Source organism: Neolewinella lacunae, assembly GCF_014349155.1.
GTDB classification, from domain to species: Bacteria; Bacteroidota; Bacteroidia; order Chitinophagales; family Saprospiraceae; genus Neolewinella; species Neolewinella lacunae.
The window spans coordinates 272,961-295,008 of record NZ_JACSIT010000152.1; the positions used below are offsets into that span (position 1 = coordinate 272,961).

Annotated in this window: 22 protein-coding genes and 1 other RNA gene; 6 read left to right on the forward strand and 17 right to left on the reverse strand. The window is 56.7% G+C overall.

The window, feature by feature from the left end:
* Window positions 1-17: 17 nt before the first annotated feature.
* The 8 genes from H9S92_RS19920 to lysS all read right to left on the reverse strand — a co-directional run bounded on the left by H9S92_RS19920 (window position 18) and on the right by lysS (window position 6,738).
* On the reverse strand, window positions 18-476 hold the full coding sequence (locus H9S92_RS19920) for a MarR family winged helix-turn-helix transcriptional regulator (protein WP_187468457.1): 459 nt from the start codon (window positions 474-476) through the stop codon (window positions 18-20).
* Between the two features lie 216 nt (window positions 477-692).
* Complete coding sequence (locus tag H9S92_RS19925; RefSeq protein ID WP_187468458.1) at window positions 693-1,547, reverse strand: alpha/beta fold hydrolase; 855 nt, start codon at window positions 1,545-1,547, stop codon at window positions 693-695.
* Between the two features lie 195 nt (window positions 1,548-1,742).
* On the reverse strand, window positions 1,743-2,192 hold the full coding sequence (locus H9S92_RS19930; RefSeq protein ID WP_187468459.1) for a GNAT family N-acetyltransferase: 450 nt from the start codon (window positions 2,190-2,192) through the stop codon (window positions 1,743-1,745).
* Between the two features lie 89 nt (window positions 2,193-2,281).
* Window positions 2,282-2,695, reverse strand: coding sequence for a rhodanese-like domain-containing protein (locus H9S92_RS19935; protein WP_187468460.1), 414 nt, complete (start codon window positions 2,693-2,695; stop codon window positions 2,282-2,284).
* Window positions 2,695-3,057, reverse strand: coding sequence for a rhodanese-like domain-containing protein (locus H9S92_RS19940; protein ID WP_187468461.1), 363 nt, complete (start codon window positions 3,055-3,057; stop codon window positions 2,695-2,697). Before H9S92_RS19940 ends, H9S92_RS19935 begins: the two co-directional genes overlap by 1 nt.
* A 125-nt stretch (window positions 3,058-3,182) precedes the next feature.
* Window positions 3,183-3,941, reverse strand: a complete 759-nt coding sequence (gene hisF / locus H9S92_RS19945; protein WP_187468462.1) for an imidazole glycerol phosphate synthase subunit HisF — start codon at window positions 3,939-3,941, stop codon at window positions 3,183-3,185.
* A gap of 438 nt (window positions 3,942-4,379) precedes the next feature.
* Window positions 4,380-5,174, reverse strand: a complete 795-nt coding sequence (lgt, locus tag H9S92_RS19950) for a prolipoprotein diacylglyceryl transferase (protein ID WP_187468463.1) — start codon at window positions 5,172-5,174, stop codon at window positions 4,380-4,382.
* 40 nt (window positions 5,175-5,214) lie between these two features.
* Window positions 5,215-6,738 carry a lysine--tRNA ligase gene (lysS, locus tag H9S92_RS19955; protein WP_187468464.1) on the reverse strand — a complete coding sequence of 508 codons (1,524 nt, stop codon included), beginning with the start codon at window positions 6,736-6,738 and terminating at the stop codon, window positions 5,215-5,217.
* Window positions 6,739-6,962: 224 nt separating this feature from the next.
* Between lysS and H9S92_RS19960 the strand changes: the two genes are divergently transcribed.
* Window positions 6,963-7,745 (forward strand): hypothetical protein, encoded by a 783-nt coding sequence (locus H9S92_RS19960; RefSeq protein ID WP_187468465.1) that lies wholly within the window; start codon window positions 6,963-6,965, stop codon window positions 7,743-7,745.
* 95 nt (window positions 7,746-7,840) lie between these two features.
* On the opposite strand, the gene H9S92_RS19965 is transcribed toward H9S92_RS19960, so the two are convergent.
* From H9S92_RS19965 to recG, 3 genes are all read right to left on the reverse strand, one after another.
* Window positions 7,841-8,548, reverse strand: a complete 708-nt coding sequence (locus tag H9S92_RS19965) for an MlaD family protein (RefSeq protein ID WP_187468466.1) — start codon at window positions 8,546-8,548, stop codon at window positions 7,841-7,843.
* Between the two features lie 331 nt (window positions 8,549-8,879).
* Window positions 8,880-10,199, reverse strand: a complete 1,320-nt coding sequence (locus H9S92_RS19970; protein ID WP_187468467.1) for an aminopeptidase P family protein — start codon at window positions 10,197-10,199, stop codon at window positions 8,880-8,882.
* Between the two features lie 35 nt (window positions 10,200-10,234).
* A complete protein-coding gene (recG, locus tag H9S92_RS19975) occupies window positions 10,235-12,367 on the reverse strand; it encodes an ATP-dependent DNA helicase RecG (RefSeq protein WP_187468468.1) in 2,133 nt (710 codons plus the stop codon).
* Window positions 12,368-12,599: 232 nt separating this feature from the next.
* On the opposite strand from recG, the gene rbfA reads away from it, so the two are divergent.
* From rbfA to H9S92_RS19990, 3 genes are read left to right on the forward strand one after another with little or no spacing between them, the layout of a single operon-like run.
* Window positions 12,600-12,980, forward strand: coding sequence for a 30S ribosome-binding factor RbfA (rbfA, locus tag H9S92_RS19980; protein ID WP_187468469.1), 381 nt, complete (start codon window positions 12,600-12,602; stop codon window positions 12,978-12,980).
* A gap of 13 nt (window positions 12,981-12,993) precedes the next feature.
* Window positions 12,994-13,722, forward strand: coding sequence for a rhomboid family intramembrane serine protease (locus tag H9S92_RS19985; protein ID WP_187468470.1), 729 nt, complete (start codon window positions 12,994-12,996; stop codon window positions 13,720-13,722).
* 45 nt (window positions 13,723-13,767) lie between these two features.
* The gene (locus tag H9S92_RS19990; protein WP_187468471.1) at window positions 13,768-14,271 is read left to right on the forward strand and encodes a DUF6702 family protein; all 504 of its coding nucleotides are present in this window, start codon (window positions 13,768-13,770) and stop codon (window positions 14,269-14,271) included.
* A gap of 313 nt (window positions 14,272-14,584) precedes the next feature.
* Here the strand turns inward: H9S92_RS19990 and rlmN are convergent, their stop codons facing one another.
* Window positions 14,585-15,640 (reverse strand): 23S rRNA (adenine(2503)-C(2))-methyltransferase RlmN, encoded by a 1,056-nt coding sequence (rlmN, locus tag H9S92_RS19995; RefSeq protein WP_187468472.1) that lies wholly within the window; start codon window positions 15,638-15,640, stop codon window positions 14,585-14,587.
* Between the two features lie 235 nt (window positions 15,641-15,875).
* On the opposite strand from rlmN, the gene H9S92_RS20000 reads away from it, so the two are divergent.
* The gene (locus H9S92_RS20000; RefSeq protein WP_187468473.1) at window positions 15,876-16,766 is read left to right on the forward strand and encodes a tetratricopeptide repeat protein; all 891 of its coding nucleotides are present in this window, start codon (window positions 15,876-15,878) and stop codon (window positions 16,764-16,766) included.
* A gap of 182 nt (window positions 16,767-16,948) precedes the next feature.
* Here the strand turns inward: H9S92_RS20000 and H9S92_RS20005 are convergent, their stop codons facing one another.
* Window positions 16,949-17,326, reverse strand: coding sequence for a hypothetical protein (locus H9S92_RS20005; protein WP_222936182.1), 378 nt, complete (start codon window positions 17,324-17,326; stop codon window positions 16,949-16,951).
* Between the two features lie 196 nt (window positions 17,327-17,522).
* On the opposite strand from H9S92_RS20005, the gene rnpB reads away from it, so the two are divergent.
* An RNA gene (gene rnpB / locus H9S92_RS20010) (RNase P RNA component class A) lies at window positions 17,523-17,946 on the forward strand.
* Between the two features lie 276 nt (window positions 17,947-18,222).
* Here rnpB and H9S92_RS20015 read toward each other — a convergent pair.
* The 4 genes from H9S92_RS20015 to H9S92_RS20030 form a co-directional block, all read right to left on the reverse strand.
* Window positions 18,223-18,936, reverse strand: coding sequence for a hypothetical protein (locus H9S92_RS20015; protein WP_187468474.1), 714 nt, complete (start codon window positions 18,934-18,936; stop codon window positions 18,223-18,225).
* A gap of 1 nt (window position 18,937) precedes the next feature.
* Entirely contained in the window at window positions 18,938-20,461 is a 1,524-nt protein-coding gene (locus tag H9S92_RS20020; protein ID WP_222936183.1) for a hypothetical protein, read from the reverse strand.
* 96 nt (window positions 20,462-20,557) lie between these two features.
* Entirely contained in the window at window positions 20,558-20,938 is a 381-nt protein-coding gene (locus tag H9S92_RS20025) for a hypothetical protein (RefSeq protein WP_187468476.1), read from the reverse strand.
* A gap of 169 nt (window positions 20,939-21,107) precedes the next feature.
* Window positions 21,108-22,048: transposase (locus H9S92_RS20030; RefSeq protein WP_222936065.1), on the reverse strand; the 941-nt coding region annotated here is incomplete at its 5' end.

Sequence of the window (22,048 nt, forward strand, 5' to 3'; positions counted from 1 at the left end):
TGCAGTGTGCATTCAGCTTAGGGCTCTTGTCTGCCTTCTTCTTCCTGCGGAAAATTCTCGCGGATGTGATCGAGAAGGCGGGTGAGTTCGGCGTAGTCGCTGGCCGTCAGGCCCGTCCAGGCACGGATGCGGAGTTCCTCGACGCGGGGGAAGAGCAGTTCGTGGGCCTGCTCGCCGGCCTTGGTGAGGGCTACCATGTAGCGGCGGCGGTCGTTGGGGAAACGCCGGCGTTCGGCCAGTTTTTTGGTGGCCAGCTTATCGATGATCCGGGAAACGGTGGGCGCATCTTTGAAAGTGCCGTTGGCCAGGTCGGTTTGGGAAGAGGCCCCGGCCTTGTAGAGGTGGTCCAGCACCACCCATTGTTCGGGCGTAATGTCTACGCCAGCGTCGCGGAAAGCACGCTGGAATTCCGCCTTGAGGAGGCGGGTGGTACGGTCGAGCATCGTGCCGACGTTGGCGTAGGAGAGTTGGCTCACGTGTTAAATTCCGGGTGGTTATACCGGCGAAGGTAAGGATTAAGCGCGGCTATGTTAATTTCTGGTAAGCATACAAAGCGTCAAAACACGGGCTTTTATCCGGCAGCTACCGTGGCGGGGAGTGGATGAACCGGGGGCGCTTGGCGCTTTTCCGGGGCGTTTGGGCGGTTTTTGCCCTTGGTCTTTGCCCGGCACCTGCGGCCGCGCCCATCTGTTTTACCGCGCTAGGTAGTAGTTGTAGAGCAACTGTTCGGGCAGCCAGTGGCTTCCGGAGTAGGGCATGACCTGGACCGAGGGTAAGGGGCCGTAGACGGCTTCGAGGCGCTCGTGGTGTAGTAAGGGGTCGCGGTCGCCAGCAAAAACGGTGGCAGTGATGTTGCGCTTGCGCAGGGCCATTTCGAGTTCCTCCGGGCGGGGCGGAAAGTGAAGGATGCTGCGCAGCGACCCGGCCAGTCGGCGGCGGAAAGTGCCGTCTTTGAGGTTGTAGCTGAGGTACTCAGCCGAATATTTATTGATGACGCCCCGGCGGCGGAGCCACTGGCTGAGGCGCAGCAGGTAGCGGGGGCGTTCGGAAAACTTGGCCAGCGGGCGCACCAGCGAGCGCGGTAAAGTATCGATCCAGTTCGTGTAGCGGCCGCCGGCACCGTCGGGGGCCACCAGGGCGAGATCGCGCACGTCGGGATGCTCCAGCAGCGGCAGGGTTGCGCTGAGCAGGCGGCCACCGAGGCTGTGGCCCAGGAGGTAAACGGGCTGGTCTTGGTAATCGGCCAGCAAGCGATTAAACAGGGCAGCCAATTCCGCTGGAAGGTACTGTTGCCGCACCCATTCCGACTTTCCGTGGTAGGGCAGGTCAGGGGCGAAGGTGGTAAAGTGCTCGCCCAGCGCCAGGGCCAGGCGCTCCATCCGGCGGCCGTTGCGGCCAAAGCCGTGGACGGAAAGCATGATCCGCGGCCCGTGGCCGTAGTGGTGCACGTAGAGGCGGTCTTGGGAAATGGGCGTATCCAAGGTTTCCCGACCGTCTTTGGTCAGGAAAAAATCAGCGGGCGGTGCAGAAGTCAGGCGGGTAAGCATCGGTAAATACGGCCCGGCTTTGCGGCGACGGGGCAGCGAGTATACGCCTGGGAAGGGGTAAGGGTTCAGCCAAAGCTTTAGGGGACAGCCCCGGAAACAGCGCTTGGCGGGCTCCAGGGGCGTGTTGAAAGGGGCGCGGCCGCAGGTGCCAGGCAAGGTAAAAGGAGCCGGGGAAGTAGGCCCGTGGGGGACAGGTTAGCGTCGCCCAACGCGCTCTGCCCAGGCCCCGTGGCGCATGGTAAACTTAATTTCTCCTTTCCCGTGTACCCCCGTTTCTTCCCAACCGGCTTTCTGGTAAAATTGCTCCGCCCGGGTTCCCGGCTCCGTTCCCAACCAGATGGGCAGGGTAGTTTGGTGGAAATACCAGTCGAGCATAACCTCGTGCAGTTGTCGTCCGATACCTCGCCCGCTGTACTCAGGTTTTAAAAAGAGCGCCCAAACGTTATTCTCGTGGAGGTCGACGATGGAAAAGCCCACAATTTCGCCCCCGATCTCGGCCACCCAGCCCCTGCCCCGGGTGCTAAGGTACTCGGCGCAGTCCGCATCAGTCACCAGATCTGGGTTAGAAAGCATATTCTCGGTCACGGAATTCCTGACCAGCTGAATTTGCGGGATGTCGGCCAAAGTGGCTACACGGAGGTGCATGGGGGCGTTTGAATGGTGGGTGGCTACTGGTTAAAAATTACTTCTTCCCAGAGCGCCCTTTATTAAACTCGGCCTTTTGGAATTAAAATCTACTCCTCCTTCCACGCCGCGTACCCTCCCCGCAGGTTATACACCCGCTCGAAGCCCGCGTCGTTGAGCATGGTGCAGGCTTTAGCACTCCGCCCACCCACGGCGCAGTAGACGAGGTAGGTCTTGGTGGGGTCGAGGGCCCGCAGGCGCTCGGCAAAATCACTGCCCCGGAGGTCCATCTCCACCGCACCGTCGATTTTGCCAGCGGCAATTTCGGCGGGGGTGCGGACGTCCAGTAAAACGGTATTTTCATCACCAATGCGTTGGGCAAATTCGGCAGGGCTGAGGTCCTGGTAAACCGGCGGTGGGGTCTCCGTGGCTGTTGTTACGGGGGCTGCCGACTGGCTATCGGCCGGCGCACCACAGGCAAAAAGACAAAGCAGAAGGAAGAGGGGAAGGAAGCGGAGAATCATCAATCTTGGTATGCGTTGATTCCACCGTCGAGGTGGATAAGGTGGTTGAATCCAGCGTTGCGCATCAGCGTACAGGCCCGCACGCTGCGGCGGCCGCTGCGGCAGTACACGAGGTATTCCTGGGCGGGATCGAGGCTTTCCATTTGCTCCAGGAAGTCAGGCCCCAGGTAGTTGAAGTTGATGGCGCCGGGGAAGTGGTAGGCGGCAAACTCCGCTTCGGAGCGTACGTCAATCAGCGTGCCCGCCGGGGCGGCTTTCCGCAGGCGGTCAAATTCCTGGGGGCCAACGTTGCGGAGTTCCTGCTTGAGCAACTGCCAGCGGGGAATCGGGCAGGCGGGGGGAGCGTCGTTTTTATCAGACATAGCGGCTTTTCGTTTCTGCGGGTGCCCGGGGGCAAGTAAGCAATCGTGGAATGCTTTAAATCAACGCCCGGTTGGGCAATTCGTTGTCCTCCCATTTCCAGGTTAAGGTAAACGGGAGGATGGTGTTAGACTGGCCGGACGGGAATACCTTCCTGGGCCAGGTAGCTTTTCAGTTCGCCGATGCCTACTTCGCCGAAGTGGAAGATGCTGGCGGCGAGGCCTGCGTCGGCCTTGCCCGTGGTGAACACCTCCGCAAAATGCTCTTTGTTGCCTGCGCCGCCGCTGGCGATGATGGGGATGCTGAGCCGTTCACTCAGGGCCGCCAGCGCCGCGTTGGCAAAGCCGGCTTTGGTGCCGTCGTGGTCCATGCTCGTAAAGAGGATCTCCCCCGCGCCGCGCTCCTGGGCTTCGTGGGCCCAGTCGAAGAGCTTGTGCTCCGTTTGGACCCGGCCGCCGTTGAGGTAAACGTACCACTCCCCATCCTTTTCTTTCGCGTCGATGGCCACCACCACAAACTGGTTGCCAAAGCCGTAGGCCAGCTCATCGATCAACGCGGGTCGGCGGACGGCCGCAGAATTGATGCTCACCTTATCCGCCCCAGCGTTGAGCAGGGCATCAACGTCGGCCAACTCCCGGATCCCCCCGCCAATGGTGAAAGGGATGTTGAGGTGGCGGGCAATGTCGCGGGCCAGGTCGGCCAAGGTCTTGCGGCGTTCGTGCGTGGCGGTGATGTCCAGAAAAACGAGCTCATCCGCGCCGGCCAGGGAATACTTGGCTCCCAACTCTACGGGGTCTCCCGCGTCGCGCAAATTCACGAAGTTGACGCCCTTGACGGTGCGGCCGTCCTTAATGTCGAGGCAGGGGATGATGCGTTTGGCTAACATGGGATTTACAAATTACAATTTACAAAGTACCATTTAAAATTTGCTTCGCACGAGGAGAGATGGTTCTGACCAAGTTAGATCTTCGGGTCCTTAGCGGTTCAAGAAATGGTGGAGACGTTTCACCTTGACTGTAAACCTTTTTGAGGAGGTTTACTTGAATTGTGGTTCGGCCAACATTTTGCCGTACAACAACTCGACCGGGGGGCACCTGACACTTCGCCGCATAGCGGCTCAACCAAGCGCAGCACCAAAAAAAGCTTAGTGAACTTAGTGTTCTTAGTGGTTCAAAATAAAGCGCGAAGCTCCTTCCCCAAGCTTAGTTCCTCTTCGTGTCCTTAGTGGTTCAAAAAAAGAGCGAAGCTCTTCTCACCTAGCCTAAGGCGCTCCGCCGGACGGGACGTCCGCAACCGGCGTACATCTGACATCACACATCTTACATCACACATCCTTCGCCCGAGCCACCAACACCATCACCAATCCCGCCAACACGCAAGGGACGCTCAACCACTGACCCGTAGTCAGCGCCTGCCCAAAACCACCCTGGTCGCTCTTGAAATACTCCCAGAGGAAGCGGAAACCAAAGATGCCAATGAACCACAGCCCCGTCAGCAAACCCGGTTTTTTCCAGGCGTCGCGCTGCCAGTAGAGCCACAGCAGGACGCCGAAAACCAGCAGGTAGCTGAGCAATTCGTAGAGCTGAACGGGGTGCCGCGGTACGGCTGCCAGTTCAGCCGGAGTGGCATTGACGAACTTGAAAGCCCAGGGGCGGTCGCTCGGCGTCCCCACGATCTCGGAGTTCATCAGGTTGCCGAAGCGGATCATCGCCCCCACCAAGGCAATGGGTGCCGCAACTTTATCACTGACCCAAAAGAACGACTTCTTACTCACGAAACGGCTGAACAACCACAGGGCCGTTACCACCCCGATGACGCCGCCGTGGCTGGCCAACCCCCCTTCCCAGATTTTGATGATCTCGCTGGGGTGCGTCGAGTAGTACTCCCATTCGTAAAATAACACGTGGCCCAGGCGTGCGCCCAGCACCGTACCGCCGATGAGGAAGTAGAACAGGTAATCCAGCCAGGCTTCGGGGGCTTTTTCGGCCAAAAACATGCGCCGCACGAGCCAGAACCCGATCATGAAGCCAAAGGCAAACATCAGTCCGTACCAGCGTACGTGAATGGGGCCAATGGAAAAAATTTCGGGGGAGGCAGTCCAGGTAATGTAAGCAAGCATGGGCCGGGGGGATTGGTATTTGCGGGAAAAGAGCCAGTACTTAGGCCTCGGGTTTCATCTGGGGGAAGAAAAGGACTTCCTGGATGGACTTTTGTCCCGTCAGCAGCATCACCAGCCGGTCGATGCCAATGCCGATGCCGGCCGTAGGGGGCATGCCGTATTCGAGGGCGCGGAGAAAGTCTTCGTCCATAGGCATCGATTCGTCGTCGCCCCGGTCGGCCAGCTTCAGTTGCTCCTCGAAGCGCTCCCGCTGGTCAATGGGGTCGTTGAGCTCGGAATAGGCGTTGGCGATTTCTTTGCCGTTGACCATGAGTTCGAAGCGCTCGACGAGGCCTTCCTTGCTGCGGTGCTTTTTGGTGAGGGGAGACATCTCCACGGGGTAGTCCGTGATGAAGGTGGGTTGGATGAGGTGGCCTTCCACTTTTTCGCCGAAGATCTCGTCGATCAGCTTGCCCCGGCCCATCGTCTTATCCACGTGGATGTGCAGGCGCTGGCAGATGGCGCGCAGCTCAGCCTCGTCAGCACCGTTGATGTCTTCGCCGGTGTACTCCATAATGGCGTCGGCCATGGTCAGGCGGCGGTAGGGGCCCTTGAAGTCGATTTCGTTGTCGCCTACCGTTACGCGGGTGCTGCCGTTTTCGCCCACGCTTTTCACGGCGTGCTCCAGCAGGGCTTCGCAGGTGTCCATCATCCAGTTGTAGTCTTTGTAGGCTACGTAGAACTCGACGGCGGTGAACTCGGGGTTGTGCGTCCGGTCCATGCCCTCGTTGCGGAACATTTTGGCAAATTCGTACACCCCGTCAAAGCCCGCCACGATGAGGCGCTTGAGGTACAGCTCATTGGCGATGCGCAGGTACATCGGCACGTCGAGCGTATTGTGGTGGGTGGCGAAGGGCCGCGCCGCCGCGCCGCCGTGGATGGGTTGCAGGATGGGGGTTTCCACTTCCATCAGGCCCAGATCATCGAGAAAGGAGCGCATGGCGGTGATGAGGCGGCTGCGCTTGCGGAAAATTTCCTTGTACTGGGGGTTCACCGTCAGGTCCACGTACCGCATCCGGTAGCGGGCCTCGGGGTCGGAAAAGGCGTCGTAAGTGTTACCGTCCTCATCGGTTTTTACCACGGGGAGCGGGCGGAGGGCCTTGCCCAGGAAGGTGAATTCCTGGACGTGCACGGATACCTCGCCGGTGCGGGTCCGGAAGACGAAACCCTTGATGCCGATGAAGTCGCCCAGGTCCAGGTATTTCTTGAAAAGGTCGTTGTAGAGGGCTTTGTCTTCGCCGGGCGCAATGTCGTCGCGGCTGACGTAAATCTGGATGCGGCCAGAGCTGTCCTGCAGCCCCGCAAAGGCGGCTTTGCCCATTACGCGAACGGCCATGACGCGGCCGGCCAGGGTGACTTCGCCGAAGTTCGTGGCCTTGTTTTCGTCGTCAAATTCTGCCTGCTCCAGGATGTCGGTGGCCAGGTGAGTGACGGGGAAGGTGGCGGCCGGAAAAGGCTCGATGCCCATTTCCCGGATCCGGCGCAAATTTTCCCGGCGGACGAGTTCCTGCTCGCTGCGTTCCATGTACTGTGTTTTGAGGGGGCGAAGATAGGGTAAAGATGTTGGGAGGGGAGCTAGTTGCACCCGCCCGTGGGTTTTTTCGGGGCGCGGCCGCAGGTGCAGGGAAGGGGGACAAGGAGAAGCTTAGGCCAAGGACGGAAGACAAGCCAACCTTTCGGGATGACTGCGGAGATTATGTAATTTGGCGATCGGCGGCATCTTACGCTTATCCAAAAAAAACATTAGCAATGCCAAAACACCTTAGGCTTTTCTCCCTACTTATTTTCACCCTGCTCCCCATTGTTCAGCTCGCAGCGTGTAAGTGTGCTTACGAGTATTTGGTGGACCGGATCTCCCAATCCGAATTTGTGGCACGAATTGCGATCAATTCGGTTCAGCCCGATCCCAATGATAAGGATTATCATCTTCTGGAAATAACGCTCCTGGAAAGCTTTAAAGGAGCTAAACCGGACACTTTACGGGTCCACAGTCGTCTTACGAGTTCCTGTGCTTTCCTTCCCAAAGAGAATACGGAATGGCTGGTTTTTGCCTCGCGCTGGAAAGGGCGGCTCAGTTTTGGTTATTGCTCAGGCTCCAAGAACATGGCTACCCCTTCCCATTTTTATTCTTCCCGGGCTGCACATAACTACCAGCAATCGTTGCATCGAAAACTCAATTTTCTGCGGACCATCACCGGGCAGGGAATTACGGTTGAAAATGAATACGAATTAGGGGTAAAAATAAAAGGGGGCGCCCTAGATGCCTTTAAAGGAATGGATGGGAACGTTGGAGATTTTTCATTGTTCCAATACGAAGTAAGGCCCAATCTTTCGATTCGATCCCGGAAAGTGCTCATCCCATTTCGCAATGCTCAGTTGGCCAAAAAGGTCAACAAGATGATGCGCAAGGCAGGTCCGGCTGTCAAATGGAAAGTGACCAGTATTCCTGAAACAACGTATTTACACGTCGCTCTTTTTTACTACGCTGGGGAGGGAGACCATCCCAGCTTTATCTCTTTCTATGATTTATGAAGCGCATCAATAGCTGAGCGTACGGCTAAAGTTTTCAAGATTGCCTAATCGAGCAGTTTGCTACGCTTTAGCTCATCCATAGCCAGCGGAAAAGGCTACTGCTCCAGCGCCTCCTTCAAAGCTTGTTTCCAGGCTTCGCTGCCTACGGGGTGGGCTTCGGAAACCTGTTCCATGATGCTGGCGAAGTCTTCCAGGTCGCCTTCAAAATTTTTACTCCAGGCGGTGATGTCGCGGTCGAGGGCCTCCATTTCGGCTTCGTGGTCTTCGGCCCAGGCGTTGAGCTTGCGTTCCAGTTCCTCGAAGCGGTGTTCGTTGTTTTGGCCCCAGTCTTCCATGGATGCGCCCCAGCGCTCCAGGCGCTCGCCCAGTTGCTCCAGGCGGGTTTCCAGGCTGCGGCCACCGCCGCTGAAGACGTTTTCAATGGCGTCACCGATGGAGTTGCCGATGCTGCCCAGTCCCTCCAGCACTACTTCCAGGCCGTCGTGGCGCAAGGTGGCCCCTTCGGCCAGTTCATTGGCGTCGCTGTGGGGGGCGTCGAGCTCCAGGCGGGCCGTTGCGTGCTCGCCGCGGATGCTGAAGCCCTGGCCTTCGTAAAGAGGTTCCTGGACGGAGATTTCGATCATTACCCGGTTGCCTTCGAAGCCGACTTCTTCCACTTCGCCGACGACAATGCCTTGGCGGTACACGTCGTCGCCCGCCTCAATGCCCCTGGCGTCGGTGGTTTCCAGGTAGTAGGTGCTGCCCCCGCAGGCGGTGAAGAACAAGACCAGTAAAAAGAGTGTGCTAAGTTTAATTGGTGCCATCGTTGATTTGATTCGTGATTAGGTTGCGAAGAAAGGCCTCCCTTTTCCTTGATAACCAATGCTTTCGACGGATGGCAAAGTTGCGTCGATGAACACTTTAGGGGAACGTCAGCTTGGGGGTATGCAACCTAGATATTCGCTGGATTGTAAGACGCTTAGATCGCAAGGGTTTCGTAGTTCGGTAGTGGGGTATTGTCCACTACAGAACTACAGAACTACAGAACTACAGAACTACAGAACTACCTTCTAAAGGCCGTTGAATACCAGTCCGTTGAATACCAGTCCGTTGTGATTATTGCCAAGGCTCAAGCTCACGTTACGTTACCGTGCACTACGCCCCCAGCACCCGGTGCCCCTGCTCGGTGATGGCCACGTTGTCCTCCAGCCGGATGCCCCCAAAATCGCGGTACGCCTCCAGGGCGGCGAAGTTGATGAAAGCCGCGCAGGTTCCTTCGGCCCGCCACCGATCGATGAGGGCGGGGATGAAGTAGATGCCAGGCTCTACCGTCAGGACGTAGCCCTCGCGCAGTTCTTTGCCCAGGCGCAGGCTGCGGGTGCCAAACTGGGTGCTGCGGCGGTGGTTCTCGTCGTAGCCCACCAGGTCTTCGCCGAGGTCTTCTATGTCGTGGACGTCCAAACCAATCATGTGCCCCAGGCCGTGGGGCATGAACAGGGCGTGGGCTCCGGCGGCGGCAGCTTCGGCGGGGTCGCCCTGCATCAGGCCGAGGTCTTTCAAGCCCGCGGCGATTTGCCGGCCCGCTGCGTCGTGGACCGCGCGGTAGGTGATGCCCGGCCGCAGCGCGGCGATGCTGGCGATGCGGGTGGCGTGTACGAGGTCGTAAATCTCCCGCTGCTGCTCCGTCATGGGTTTACCGACGGCGAAAGTGCGCGTCAGGTCGCCCGCGTAGCCGGAAGGGGTTTCTGCCCCCGCGTCAATGAGGAGGAGGTCGCCGGGGCGCAAGACGTTGCCGTGGTAGTGGTTGTGCAAGACGTGGCCGTTGCGGGTGACGATGGCGGGGTAGGAGAGCCGTCCGCCCGCCGAAATGGCGATGCCCTCAATCAATCCCGCTACTTCGGCTTCCAGTTGCCCCGGAGCGGCGTGGGCTTCGGCTGCGGCGTGCATCCGCAGGCTGGTGGTTACGGCCAACTCCATCTCATCCAGCTCGGCGGAGGACTTGACCGACCGCTGGGCAATCACTGCTCTTACCAGGGCTTCGCTGGCACCTGCGGCCGCGCCCAGATGTTCGGCCAGGTAAAGTTTGCGGTCGGCGCGGTAGGGCGGCAAGAAATGCACCTCCGTCGCGTGTTTTTTCAGCAGGGCACTCAGTTCGTCCAGCGTACCGCCTCGCTCCGCCCCGCAGTCGGCGGCCAGGTCGGCCACACTGGGTTGCTCACCCATCCAGACGACGTGATCGAGGCTGATGTCGTTGCCCCAGAGGCGGCTGGCGCCCGTACCCGCGTCGATGGTCAGCGCCAGATCGGGGAGGTTGTGGCCCGCGAAATAGCGGAAGTTGCTGTCCTGGCGAAAGGGGTAGACATTGTCCGTATAATTCATCGGAGCCTCGCCGTTACCCGGCAGAAAAATCAGTCCGGAAGGCAAGGCGCTGGCCAGCTGGCGGCGGCGTTCGGTATAAGTGGCGGCGGAAAACATAGTGCTTGGATTAAGAGGAGAAAAAGGAAGGGCGGCTAACTGATGCGGCCCCAGCCCCGGACGGATTTGTAAAATTGTTCCAGGTGGGCGCTCAGGCTAGCGTGTTCGGGGCGCTGCAGGTGCGGGTCCTGGGCCAGGATGGCTTTGGCGTGGTCGCGGGCAACGGCCAGGATGACGCCGTCCTGGGCCAGGTCGGCAATGCGCATTTGGAGGATGCCCGACTGCTGGGTGCCGTCAATCATGCCTGGCCCGCGGAGGCGCAGGTCGGCTTCGGCAATCTTAAAGCCGTCGGTAGTTTCGGTCATGATTTTGATGCGCTCCCGGCTTTCTTTGCTCAGTTTGACGCTGGAGAGGAGGATGCAGTAGGAGGCTTCAGCGCCCCGGCCGACGCGGCCGCGCAGTTGGTGCAACTGGCTGAGGCCAAAGCGTTCCGTGTGGACGATGACCATGATGGTGGCGTTCGGCACGTTGACGCCGACTTCAATGACGGTGGTGGCCATCATGATCTGGGTTTGGCCGTCTTTGAACCGGGCCATTTCCTGGTCTTTGGCGTCGGGCTTCATTTTGCCGTGGACTACGCTGATCTGGTAGTCCGGCCGGGGGAAGCGGTGGAGCATTTCCTCGTAGGCGGCTTCGAGGGCGAGGAGGTCGAGCTTTTCGTTTTCCTCGATCAGGGGGTAGACGATGTAGGCCTGCCGCCCCTTGGCGATTTCCTCGCGGATGCGCCCGAACACGCGCTCGCGGCGGTGTTCGGTGAAGTGGACCGTCTCGATGGGCGTGCGCCCGGGCGGCAGCTCGTCGATGACGCTGACGTCGAGGTCGCCGTAGGCCGTCATGGCCAGGGTGCGGGGGATGGGCGTGGCAGTCATGACCAGCACGTGGGGCGGGTAGGGCTTGTTTTTGACCCAGAGTTTGGCGCGCTGCTCCACGCCAAAGCGGTGTTGCTCGTCAATGATGGCCAGGCCCAGGTTTTTGAAAACGACGGTGGGCTCGATCAGGGCGTGGGTGCCGAGGAGGATGTCGATATCCCCTGCGGCCAGGGCGGCCAGCAGTTCACGGCGGGCCTTGCCTTTGACGTTGCCGGAAAGGAAGGCTACGCGCAGGTCCATCCCCGCCAGGTAGCCGGTGATGGATTCGTAGTGCTGGAAGGCCAGAATTTCCGTGGGGGCCATCAGGCAGGCCTGGAAGCCGTTGTCGAGGGCCATCAGCATCGTCATCAGCCCCACCATGGTTTTGCCGGAACCGACGTCCCCTTGCAGCAAGCGGTTCATCTGGATGCCGCGGCCGAGGTCGTAGCGGATTTCCTTGAGCACCCGTTTCTGGGCGTTGGTCAGGGCGAAGGGCAGGAAATCGCTGTAAAAGCGGTTGAAGATGGTGCCGATGCGATCAAAAGTATAGCCGGCCACCTGGGCTTCGCGGACTACCTTGAGCTGGAGGAGACGGAGTTGGAGCAGAAAAAGTTCTTCATACTTAAGGCGGCGGATGGCGGCGTCCAGCTCCGCCTGGCTGCCGGGCAGGTGGATGTTGCGCAGGGCGGCGTGACGGGATTCCAGGCGCAGCTCGCGCACGAGGTGATCGGGGATGATCTCCGGCAGATCCTGGGGCAGGAGTTGTTCGAAGAGGGTACGGATGAGCTTGCGGCGGCCCCGGGCGTCGAGGCCCCGGCGATTCAGTTTTTCGGTGCTGGCGTAGACCGGCTCGAAGGTGGCCTCCGCCGTGGTGGGGGCGTTGCGGGCCAGGTCCATCTCCGGGTGGGTGATGCTGAGCCGGCCGTTGAACTCCTGCAAAGGGCCGTAGGCGATGTATTCCTCCCCGACGATGAAGATGTTCTGCAAGACGTTGATGCCCTTAAACCACACCAACTCCAGGGCCGCGCCACTATCGTCCCGCAGGCGGCCCACCAGGCGGAAGGCGCGGCCCTCGCCCTTGACGTTGAGGGTGGTGAGGATGCCGCGCACCTGGATGGTTCCGCTGCTGGGCACCAGGTCGCAAATGCGGTGAAACTGTGTGCGGTCTACGTAACGAAAAGGGTAGGCGTAGAGGAGGTCACCCAGGGTGTGAATCTGGAGGTCTTCAGCCAGGATTTTGGCCTTGGCGGGCCCGACGCCGGGGAGGTGGGCGACGGAGCGGTCCAGCAGTGGGGCCTTGTTGGCAGCGGGCGCGGGCACGGGAAAAGGGTTTCAAACAAATTTTGGTAAAGATAGTAAAGGCGATATAAATGCCCCGCCACTCCGTTTTGGGACTGCGGTAAGTGCTCTAACGGAGCCGTGCGAATCCGGGCGCGGCCGCAGGTGCCGGGGGAAGCTGCCGCGCCGCGCAAGGAGAGGCCGCCGGGGGATTCCCTCGCCCCGATGCAACCTGCGGTAGCGCCCGCACGTTACTTCCACTAAATCCCCCCAGATGGAGTCCAAACGTCAACGCCAGGTTGCCGAGTTGATCAAGCGTAATTTCAGCATTGTTGTACAGCAGGAAGGTTCCTACGTCTACGGTCCGGAGCCCCTGGTGACCGTCACCGAAGTACACCCCACCCCCGATCTGAGCCAGGCCAAGATCTACCTCAGCGTTTGGAATACGGACAATAAGCAGGCCGTTCTACTGCAAATGGAAGAGGAACACCAGCGCCTGAAAAACAGCCTGGCCCACCGCCTGAAGCGCCACCTGCGGCGGATGCCCGCCATCGCGTTCTACATAGATGAGACGCTGGACGAGATGCACCGCGTGGATAATCTCTTTGACCAGCTCTACGAAACCGACCAGATGCCCGGATCGGAAGAAGAATAAAAAGCCAAAGACCATGCTCAGCAAACGCAATCTCCGGAACGTCATTCGTTGGCCCTTGCTGTTGCTGGCCATCATCTGGATTGTTTCCGTGCTCGACTTCTACCTGCTGGGCGGGGCACTGAGCTATTACTACGGTCTGCACACGCGGCAGCTGGCGGGCTTACCCGGCATCATCGCTTCGCCCTTGCTGCACAGCGGCTGGCCCCACCTGCTCAGCAACTCCTTTCCCTTCCTGACCCTGAGCGGACTGCTCGTATTTTTCTACCCCCGGCTGTGGCCGCGCGTGATGACAACGCTCTGGCTCGGCACGGGTGTGCTTGTTTGGGCTTTGGGCCGTTCCGTGACCCACATCGGGGCCAGCGGGGTGGTCTACGCGCTGGCGGCATTCCTGGCCTTTAGCGGCATCTTCCGGCGGGATTTCCGGGCGGTAGTGGTTTCCCTGGTGGTGCTCTTTTACTACGGCGGCATGGTGGTGGGCATCCTGCCCGGGCAGGAGGGCATCAGTTGGGAAAGTCACCTGCTGGGCCTCATCATGGGCGCCTTGGCGGGCTGGCTGTTCCGGGGTGAAATGGAAGACCACGAACTGGAAACCAAAAGGAAAGAGGCCGAGCGCCGCCGCGCCAGCCCCAAAGAACATTTTCTCGACGCCGACGCCTTCACCAAAACGAAGCAGGAGCGCGAACAGGAAGCCTTCTGGAAAAAACTCGAAAAACTGCGCGAAGAAGACCGCCTCAGTCGTTAGAACTCGGCATTTTGGCCATTGACTCACGCTTTACCTCAGTTTGCTATGTACCTGTTGTCCCTCCTTACCGCCCTGTTGTTGTCCGGCCCGGCGCCCTTGCACGACTACCACGTCTCGAAAACGAACGTCCGCTACGTTGCCGAAAAAAGCCAGGTCCAGGTAGAAATGCACGTATTCGTAGAAGACCTCGAACTGGATATGCAGGCGGCGGGCACCCCGGTGTTGCAACTGGGCACCAGAAAGCAACTGGCCGACGCCGACCGCTACCTGCTGGCCTACCTGGAAAAGCATTTCCGCATCCGCTGGAACGGCGAAGACCTCAACCTCCAACTCGTGGGCTTCGAACTGGACGACGACCTCCACGGCTTCTGGATATACCTGGTCTCGCCTACTGACGCCGAGCCAGTGGAAGTAGAAATTGCCAACAGCTTGCTCACGGGCACTTTTGCCGACCAGAAAAACATCGTCAAGCTCTTCCGGGGCGACGAACGCACGGCCACGCTCCTGATGAGTAAAGACCGGCCGACGGCTTACTGGGCTGGAGAGTAAGGGAGTAAAGGGGAAAGGGAGTAAAGGAGCTACCGCACGCGATAGTGACTCGTCTTGGATTAGGCTGGTCCGTTTATGTGGTTGCGGTGGTGACTAGTTTTGCCTTGCAACACAAAGTGCTCCTGCCACTGGAATATCTTGGCCAAGACCCGGTGGGTCGCCCAGAGTAGCGAGGGGATTTATCCCCTTGTTTTCGTTACAAGCGTAGTAAATAAAGCAACGGCCTACGCAAGTTGCACACCTCTCCCCTCCACGGCTCCTTGTCATAACTCCCCCTTTCGGGGGGTCGGGGGGGAGCACCTGCGGCCGCGCCCTAATCCTTGTTCGCCAACTGCCCGCAGGCGGCGTCGATGTCTTTGCCCCGGCTGCGACGGACGGTCACCATGATGCCGCGGTCGCGCAAATAAGTGGCGAAATCATCGATGCGGTGCTCGGTGGCCTTGCGGAAAGGCGCGTTATCGATGGGGTTGTACTCGATGATGTTGACCATTGAGGGCACGCGGCGGCAGATCTGGTAGAGCTTTTCGGCGTCTTCGAGGGAGTCGTTAAAATCCTGAAAAGCGATGTACTCGTAGCCAATCCGTTTCTTGGTTTTGGCGTAGAAATAGTCGAGCGAATCGACGAGCGCCTCCAGGTTGTTGCTCTCGTTGATGGGCATGATCTCGTTGCGTTTGGCATCGTCGGCGGCGTGGAGCGAGACGGCCAGGTTGACTTTCGTGTCTTCATCGGCCAGCTTGCGGATCATCTTGGCGATGCCGGCCGTGGAGACGGTCAGGCGGCGCGGGGCCATATCCAGGCCGGTGTGCGAGGTGATGCGGTCGATGCTGTCCACCACCTCCCGAAAGGCCAAAAGGGGTTCGCCCATGCCCATGTAGACGATGTTGGTCAGGGGCTTGCCGAAGGCCTCCAGGCATTGTTCGTTGACGAGGAAAACCTGGTCGTAAATCTCCGCTGCCGTTAAATTGCGCAGGCGCTTCATCCGCCCCGTAGCGCAGAAGGTGCAGGTCAGGCTACACCCCACCTGGCTGGAGACGCAGGCCGTGAAGCGGTCGTCGGCCACCACGGGGATGAGCACCGACTCAATCAGGTGGCCATCGTGCAAGCGGAAGCGGCTTTTGATGGTGCCGTCGCTGCTGCGCTGGACTTTATCCTCCGTAATCACCAGCAAGCTGAACTGGGCGGCGAGTTGCTGCCGCAACGACACCGAAAGGTTCGTCATCTGCTCAAAACTGCGCGCACCTTTCTTCCACAGCCATTCGTAGACCTGCCGGGCGCGGAAGGGTTTTTCCCCGAGCAGCACGAGGGCTGAGGTGAGTTCCTCCAGCGAAAGAGCGCGGATATCGGGAAGATCAGTGGAGATGGTAGACATATGAATAGGTAAAGACTGCTGGGGTGCCCCAGTGGGAAAGAGAAACACCCGCTAGGGCCCCCCGGTTTCGGCCAAGGGGCAAAGGTAAGGGCTGTGGGCTACCCAAAAGCATTTGGGCGGCGGCGGTTTTCGCTGCCTACTTTGCGGTATGTCCCCCAGCTTGCCCGAGCGGCGAGCACCATGCAACTTCATTTCCCAGCGTTCGTTATCTTCACGCTTAAGAAAACAACTGGCCTTGCGCGACAGCAATTTCATGGACCCGAACTACCTGGCCCTCTACGAGGAAGCCCTCCGCTACGACAAAGTAGGGGATGTTTATACGTCGGTGAAGCTGCTCAAGAAGGTCACCCGCATCATCCCCGAGTGGCCGGAAGGCTTCGCGGCCCTGGGCCGTATTTACCACCGGCGGCGGGAGTGGAAGCCCGCCTTTCACTATTGGAAAAAGACCGTTGCGCTGGACGCCGACGACCGCGAAGCCTGGTGGCACCTCGGCCTGGCTGCCGTTGCCCTGGGCCGCATGCGGGTGGGCAGTACCGTTTGGACCAAGTTCGGCTTCGAGCGCGTAGCCCTCGATCATCCGCTGAGCCTGGAGCTGGCGGGCGATAAAGGCTACGAAATTCTGTGGATGCAGCCCCTCGACGCCGCCCGCGCCCGCCTGCTCAGCATCCCCCACCCCGATAGTGGTTTGCTGTACCGCGATCTGGTGCTCTACGACCGGCGGCAGCAGTGCGGCAACAACATCGTCAACCAGCGCCGCACCGCCGTGTATCCTTACCTCGACCGGCTGAAGCGCTCCCCTTTCCAAACCTTCAGTTGCCTGGTGCACACCAGCGATGAAGCCATCATCAACCGCCTCGAACTCCTGTGTTTTGAGGCCGGCCTCGGCTTCGAAGTGTGGAGCAACGCCGCCCGCACCACCCACCTGAACCGCAGCCGCGCCACGAAGTCGGAGAAAGACAGCTTCCCGGAATACTACAATGACCTGGTGCCGAAGCCCGATACGGGCACCGCCCTGGTGGCCCTGGCGGCCATCCACCCTGCGGAGGTGGAACGCGTGCTCAACGCCTGGCAAATCATCACGCTGGCGAATTTTTCTGATTTGCGCAGCTACCGGGGGAAGGCTTAACCTAACGTCAGGTTGGGGGTATGCAACGCAGATACTCGCTGATTTTCAGATGTTTAGATCGCCATGGTTTTTTAGTCCGGTAGTTGACAATACCCCACTACCGAACTACAAAACTACCGAACTGCCTTCTAAAGGCCGTTGAAGACCAGTTAGTCGTGGTTATATAAGGGCTCAACCTCACGCTAACCTAATAAACCCTCCTCTTCCTCCAGTTCATTGAAGTAGCGGACGATCTTTTCTTTCAACAGGCTTTCCTGCCCCGGCAAGTCTTGGGGCGGAATTTTGCTTTCCAGGCGGTAGTGGGGCCAGCCCTCGTCGTCGCGGCCCACGAAGGTGTAGTGGCCGTCGTAGCTCATCAGGCGGCACACCGCGATGTGCATCAGGTCCTGCTTTTCTTCCTTGCTGAAGTCTTGCTTCCAGCGGCCCAGTTCCTGGACCCCGATGAGGAAGAGCAGCGCGTTGAGGTCGGGCAGTACCGGCCGGTCAAACTTCTGCTGGATCAGGTGACGGACCCGCTGGTAAGCGAAATTTTCTTCCCATTCTTCCACTGGCGTAGGCATTTGCCGGCAAAGGTAAGGCTATCGGGTGGGGTATTGATAGTGGAGGGGGCGCGGTCCCGAGATCCGCTTCGCTCGTCAGGATCACGCAAGCTGTGGGGCATCTTGCGCGGACGCAGGTGCTCCCCCTGGGACAAGGAGCAATGGAAGGCGTTGGCCAGCGGAGAACTTTTCTCCGGGGGGCATCGTTCTCCACCCGCAAGTTCGTCCACTCCACCGCTGGCGGCCCTCCTTTCGGGGAGTGTGACCGCAAGAGGAAAGTCCGGGCAACGCAGGGCACCACGCCGGCTAACGGCCGGGGTTCCGCAGCGATGCGGGATACGGAAAGTGCCACAGAAAGCTATACCGCCCCGCAGCAGTGTGGGGTAAGGGTGAAAACGTGCGGTAAGAGCGCACGCCCTCCGGTGGCAACACGGGAGGGGGGTAAACCCCGTGGGTTGAAATACCAAGCAGTGTTGCCCTTGCGCGGTTTTGCCGTAGCGGGGGCGGTCGGCCCGGCCGTACACCCAGCAACACGGGTAGGTAGATAGAGCCGGTGAGCAATTGCCGGCCTGGATAAATGGTGGAGCTCCGGCGGCAACGTCCGGATGACAGAACCCGGCTTATCGGAACGAACTTGTTTATAGTTGAAACACCCTAGAAATGCGAAATTTTAGCGCCGCTATTTTTTCGCCTCACAACCCAAAAAACGTAGTTGACGCCATAGCGTCAGCGAGGCTTTTTGGGGCAGTGAGGTGGGAAAAGAGCAAGCTAAAAATCGTAGAACTAGGGTGGTTCAACTATTATGGCGGCCCGCCTGCTTCTTTCTAGGGAGCGGTGCGGGCCGCCGCCTTTTACCGCTGCGCTTTAGCCACAAAAGCAGGGCGGTGGCGGAAAAAATGAGGGCAAGCTAGGGGGTGCTATTCCACTACTTTAAACACAAAACCAGCGTGTTGGTCGAAAGTCCGATCACGTACGGTTTCATCCCAAGCAGGTGTACAGTATTGCTCGTTAGACGCGCACAATAAATGCCAATTGTTGTTGGCACCATCATTCAGATTGTGAAATAACTCGATAATGCCGTTGCCACATTCGTTTAGCAGTTGTAAGTTTCCTGCCCTTCTTTCACCTCCGATAAAATAATTGAGTCTGAAAAAATAAACACCCGTTCTTTTTAACACAAAACGGTACTGTAGTTCCCAGTCGCCCAGGTTGTTCTCCGTGAAATCGGCCGTAACGGCTACGGAATTTCCCACGGGTTCGAAACGGGCATTCCCGATGTCGGGGCCAACTAAATTTAGAAACTGATCCATCAGGACATCATCTTCTAGGGTGTCCACTCGCGTTGCAAAGGAAAGGTGAACAAGGGAGTGGTTAGCAATCGTTTCCAGTTCGTCGTGGTTGCGGTCAATAATAGTGCGTGGCAGATACAGTGAAAACGCAACGGTATCCCCCAAGTGGTAAAGCTCCTTGGCGGGCGTGATGGTGGCTTTTACTTCCAATAGATATTGATATCTGCTATTGTTTCCACCGCACTTTTTATCTTCACATGATAAAGATAATGTCATTCCCAGTAAGCACCAAGTGAAAATATAATTCCTTGAAAAAATAAAATTGTGAGTCGATTTTGCCATATTAGTTGTTGTACTCGGAAAATAAATCATTTACATCGGCAGTGGTCACGTTTACCGGGAGGGATGAAATGCATCTTTGCCGTAGAATATCAGGAGTGAAAACAGAGCTGTTCATTGTTTGTGCGAAAAATTGGTTTGTATATCCGCCCGTTACATTGTCTCGTAACGGAGTGCGAGGGACTGAAACAATGAACCCATTAGAGTCTAAAATAAAATCATCTTCGTCATATACATTTTCGGATAAATTAATGCCGTCAATTAAGTCATTAAAAATTCCGATAGGGATATGGTTTTCCTTTTCATTTCTAACATCTTCGTGCTCCAGTTCCCAACTCAACACTACTGAAGTGTTTCCGACAGAAGGAGGATACTGCAACTTCACCATGGTAAGTGCCATATGTTGGGCCCAGCTTTCCGCAATTTGTATATGCCCTGCCAAGTTAACATTAGGGTTTCCATGTCCAAATGCACCTACCTCGGCAGCAATTATTGATCGATAAAAACTTGTTGAGCTTCCAGCAAAATGTGACGCATGTCCAATTTCATGGTAGGCTAATCGCTTCATTCGATCCGAGTTTCTAAAATCCCCACCGGTGTTCACGTCCCCAAGAAAGGTATTGAGCAACGGAGAAGACTGAGGCCAAGATAACGACTGGGTAGCGTCAACCAGTACTTGTCCAATGTTGTCATTTAGGGTAAATCCAATGGCATTTGGTGCCCAAAACCCTACTCCCTGATTAACGGCAGTAATGAAATCCTGGCTGCCCATTTGCCTAAGCATGGTAGCGAAACCACCAGTTCTTTTTAAGTTAACCATCATATTGATATTATCTGGCGGCGGTATGAAGCCTTCCTGACTGGAAAAATCATGAAACTCATGCAGCGCATTATTTACTGTTGCTCCGGCCCAAGAGTAATGGACTTTAGTTCCTACTTCCTGCCCGTTCCACCTTCCAAATCGAGTGGAAATATTATGAAAATTTGGCCCGTTCAATCTTCCTAAGTACACACTGCCGGTAAATGCCTTTTGCCAAAAGCGCAAACCTCTAATCCCGGAAAAGCGAATTTTAACTCGGTCTGTAACGGTATCCTTAAACTTTACCCAAAACCAAGCCCTCCCCGAGAACTCTTTGTCTACCCGCCAGCATCCATTGTCATCGGTGTCCGTCCTGCGCCAGGTAAACCATCCATTTTTTGCAACTACCCGAACTCTCCGAACTGGAAAATCTTGGTTGAACTGGGTATCTTCTACCTTGATTGTACCACCAGGTTTGCGTTGATTAGCAAAAATCTGGCACCCGCATTCGTTCGTTATGAAGGGGCTGCCGCCACCACCGCCAGTTCCTCCTCCATCGTCTTCACATACAATAATCGTCCAATCATCTCTATTGAGAAGGCATATTTTCTTTCCGCTTTCAATAGATCCGTAAGTATCGGTGAATTCTTGACCGTTTCCTGTTATCTCAAAGGCTCGCTTTAAAATTTTGGGATCACTTTCCGAAAGATCAAGATTGGCTAAGATCACGTAGGGCACACTAGGAATTGGGGCGTGTACGCTCAAAGTAGTGTAAAGGTCTGGGTAATCTGTCGAATCTTTTCCAGATTGATAGTAGTCACCTTTTTAGATTAGCTCACGAGTCCAAGGGAAATCTAGCAGAAAAAGGTCTGCTTCTTCGAGTTCTCTCAAGTCATCTACGTCTACGGGCTGAAATTTTACGTAAAGATCGGTGGCAGCATGGGTGCCCCCCGAACCTTTGATCTGGATTTCTGCAAGATTCAAATTCTCAACCGTGAGTGGATTTTGTCTTTCTGGTCCTAGTACGTGAGGAATAAGCCCAATTGTGCTTTTTGGCCCACCGGTCAAATCGTTTATATCAAAGTAGACAGTATGGTGCTCAGTATTTGACGAGGCGGTATCCAAAACTACTGTATCCTTTTCGCAGGAATGTAATAGGAGACAAGAAAGGGCTACTAGAAGGCAAGAATGGAGGAGGGTTTTCATGGCTATATTTTTTCATGTGTGTATCTGGCAATTCTCCAGATATTGTAATTTAGTAGCCTTAAGCTCAATACTGCAACTTTTTTTCCTAGGAAAGTCAAAATTTAACTAAAAAGGGTGCCTACAACACCTTAAATGGTCGATGTTTTGAAACAATGGTCTGTAGAGGTTTTCATGCCCTTTGGAAGTTGCGAAGCCCGAAATTACTGAAGTGTTGCTGGAGATTTCGAATTAAGTCCTCATCAAGGTCCAGTCGACACAAGGATAATATTCGTTGTGCTTGGAATTCATTCATGTGACGTTGTTTTACATCGGCGATAGAGAAAGCCCTAACAGGTTGCCCCGGGACTTGTAAATGGTAAGCTGCTTTGGCTAGCGAGCCAACAGTCATCGCCACATTGAAGTGGAAATCGTTTTTCTGCCAAGAGTAGGCTTGGCAGTGCTCCAAGCCCAGTTCTTGCTTCGCGTCGCGAAATAGAAATTCTTGTTGAAATCGACATTGGTAAGCATGAAGAACTTCACCACCGTTGAGATTGGTGTCAGTTGACATATAAAGTCGATGGCCATTTACCTGGCCTTCACTGTCTAGATCATGGACAACGACCAATACGACTTGACATTTAAGCGCTTCTACATTTACAATTGCCTCGTACGCAATCCATTTTCTATCTTCGTCGATAGCACAAGGCGTAAAGACATCCTCTCTGAGGTTGCGAACAGCTACGTAGCCGTCAAACTGCCGTGGTTTCCCCCGTCGCTTTTCTCGTGGGCCGCGATAAAGATAACGGATTTTAGCGTCTTTTCTTAAACGAGTAATCACATCGAAACCGTTCATAACCATTTGATCTACAAAAGGTTGTCGAGAAAAATAGGCATCTACCGCTATGTATTTTGATATTGACTGCAAGCGGTCTTTTCGGGCAATGATAGTCGAACCATAATACTCCAATAGTGTCTCGCTTTCGTGACGGTCAACGGTTTGTACCATGTCTAAATGCAAAGCTGCCTTGTTTTGTAAGTCGACGGCAGCTAGTCCGCTGGCCTCCATACCCCACTTGGGTTTTCCGTCGCTACCGCTGTAGTAATAGTCCACTCCGTCAGTATACTTACCAC

Bases quoted from the DNA above. Each gene is read 5' to 3' on its own strand.
- lysS (WP_187468464.1), bottom strand. From the start codon at position 6,738: ATGGAACGCAGCGAGCAGGAACTCGTCCGCCGGGAAAATTTGCGCCGG.
- H9S92_RS20025 (WP_187468476.1), bottom strand. From the start codon at position 20,938: ATGAAAACCCTCCTCCATTCTTGCCTTCTAGTAGCCCTTTCTTGTCTC.
- hisF (WP_187468462.1), bottom strand. From the start codon at position 3,941: ATGTTAGCCAAACGCATCATCCCCTGCCTCGACATTAAGGACGGCCGC.
- rbfA (WP_187468469.1), top strand. From the start codon at position 12,600: ATGGAGTCCAAACGTCAACGCCAGGTTGCCGAGTTGATCAAGCGTAAT.
- H9S92_RS19935 (WP_187468460.1), bottom strand. From the start codon at position 2,695: ATGATTCTCCGCTTCCTTCCCCTCTTCCTTCTGCTTTGTCTTTTTGCC.
- lgt (WP_187468463.1), bottom strand. From the start codon at position 5,174: ATGCTTGCTTACATTACCTGGACTGCCTCCCCCGAAATTTTTTCCATT.
- H9S92_RS19960 (WP_187468465.1), top strand. From the start codon at position 6,963: ATGCCAAAACACCTTAGGCTTTTCTCCCTACTTATTTTCACCCTGCTC.
- H9S92_RS19990 (WP_187468471.1), top strand. From the start codon at position 13,768: ATGTACCTGTTGTCCCTCCTTACCGCCCTGTTGTTGTCCGGCCCGGCG.
- H9S92_RS19970 (WP_187468467.1), bottom strand. From the start codon at position 10,199: ATGTTTTCCGCCGCCACTTATACCGAACGCCGCCGCCAGCTGGCCAGC.
- H9S92_RS20015 (WP_187468474.1), bottom strand. From the start codon at position 18,936: ATGGCAAAATCGACTCACAATTTTATTTTTTCAAGGAATTATATTTTC.
- rlmN (WP_187468472.1), bottom strand. From the start codon at position 15,640: ATGTCTACCATCTCCACTGATCTTCCCGATATCCGCGCTCTTTCGCTG.
- H9S92_RS19930 (WP_187468459.1), bottom strand. From the start codon at position 2,192: ATGCACCTCCGTGTAGCCACTTTGGCCGACATCCCGCAAATTCAGCTG.
- H9S92_RS19985 (WP_187468470.1), top strand. From the start codon at position 12,994: ATGCTCAGCAAACGCAATCTCCGGAACGTCATTCGTTGGCCCTTGCTG.
- H9S92_RS19925 (WP_187468458.1), bottom strand. From the start codon at position 1,547: ATGCTTACCCGCCTGACTTCTGCACCGCCCGCTGATTTTTTCCTGACC.
- H9S92_RS20005 (WP_222936182.1), bottom strand. From the start codon at position 17,326: ATGCCTACGCCAGTGGAAGAATGGGAAGAAAATTTCGCTTACCAGCGG.
- H9S92_RS19965 (WP_187468466.1), bottom strand. From the start codon at position 8,548: ATGGCACCAATTAAACTTAGCACACTCTTTTTACTGGTCTTGTTCTTC.
- H9S92_RS19940 (WP_187468461.1), bottom strand. From the start codon at position 3,057: ATGTCTGATAAAAACGACGCTCCCCCCGCCTGCCCGATTCCCCGCTGG.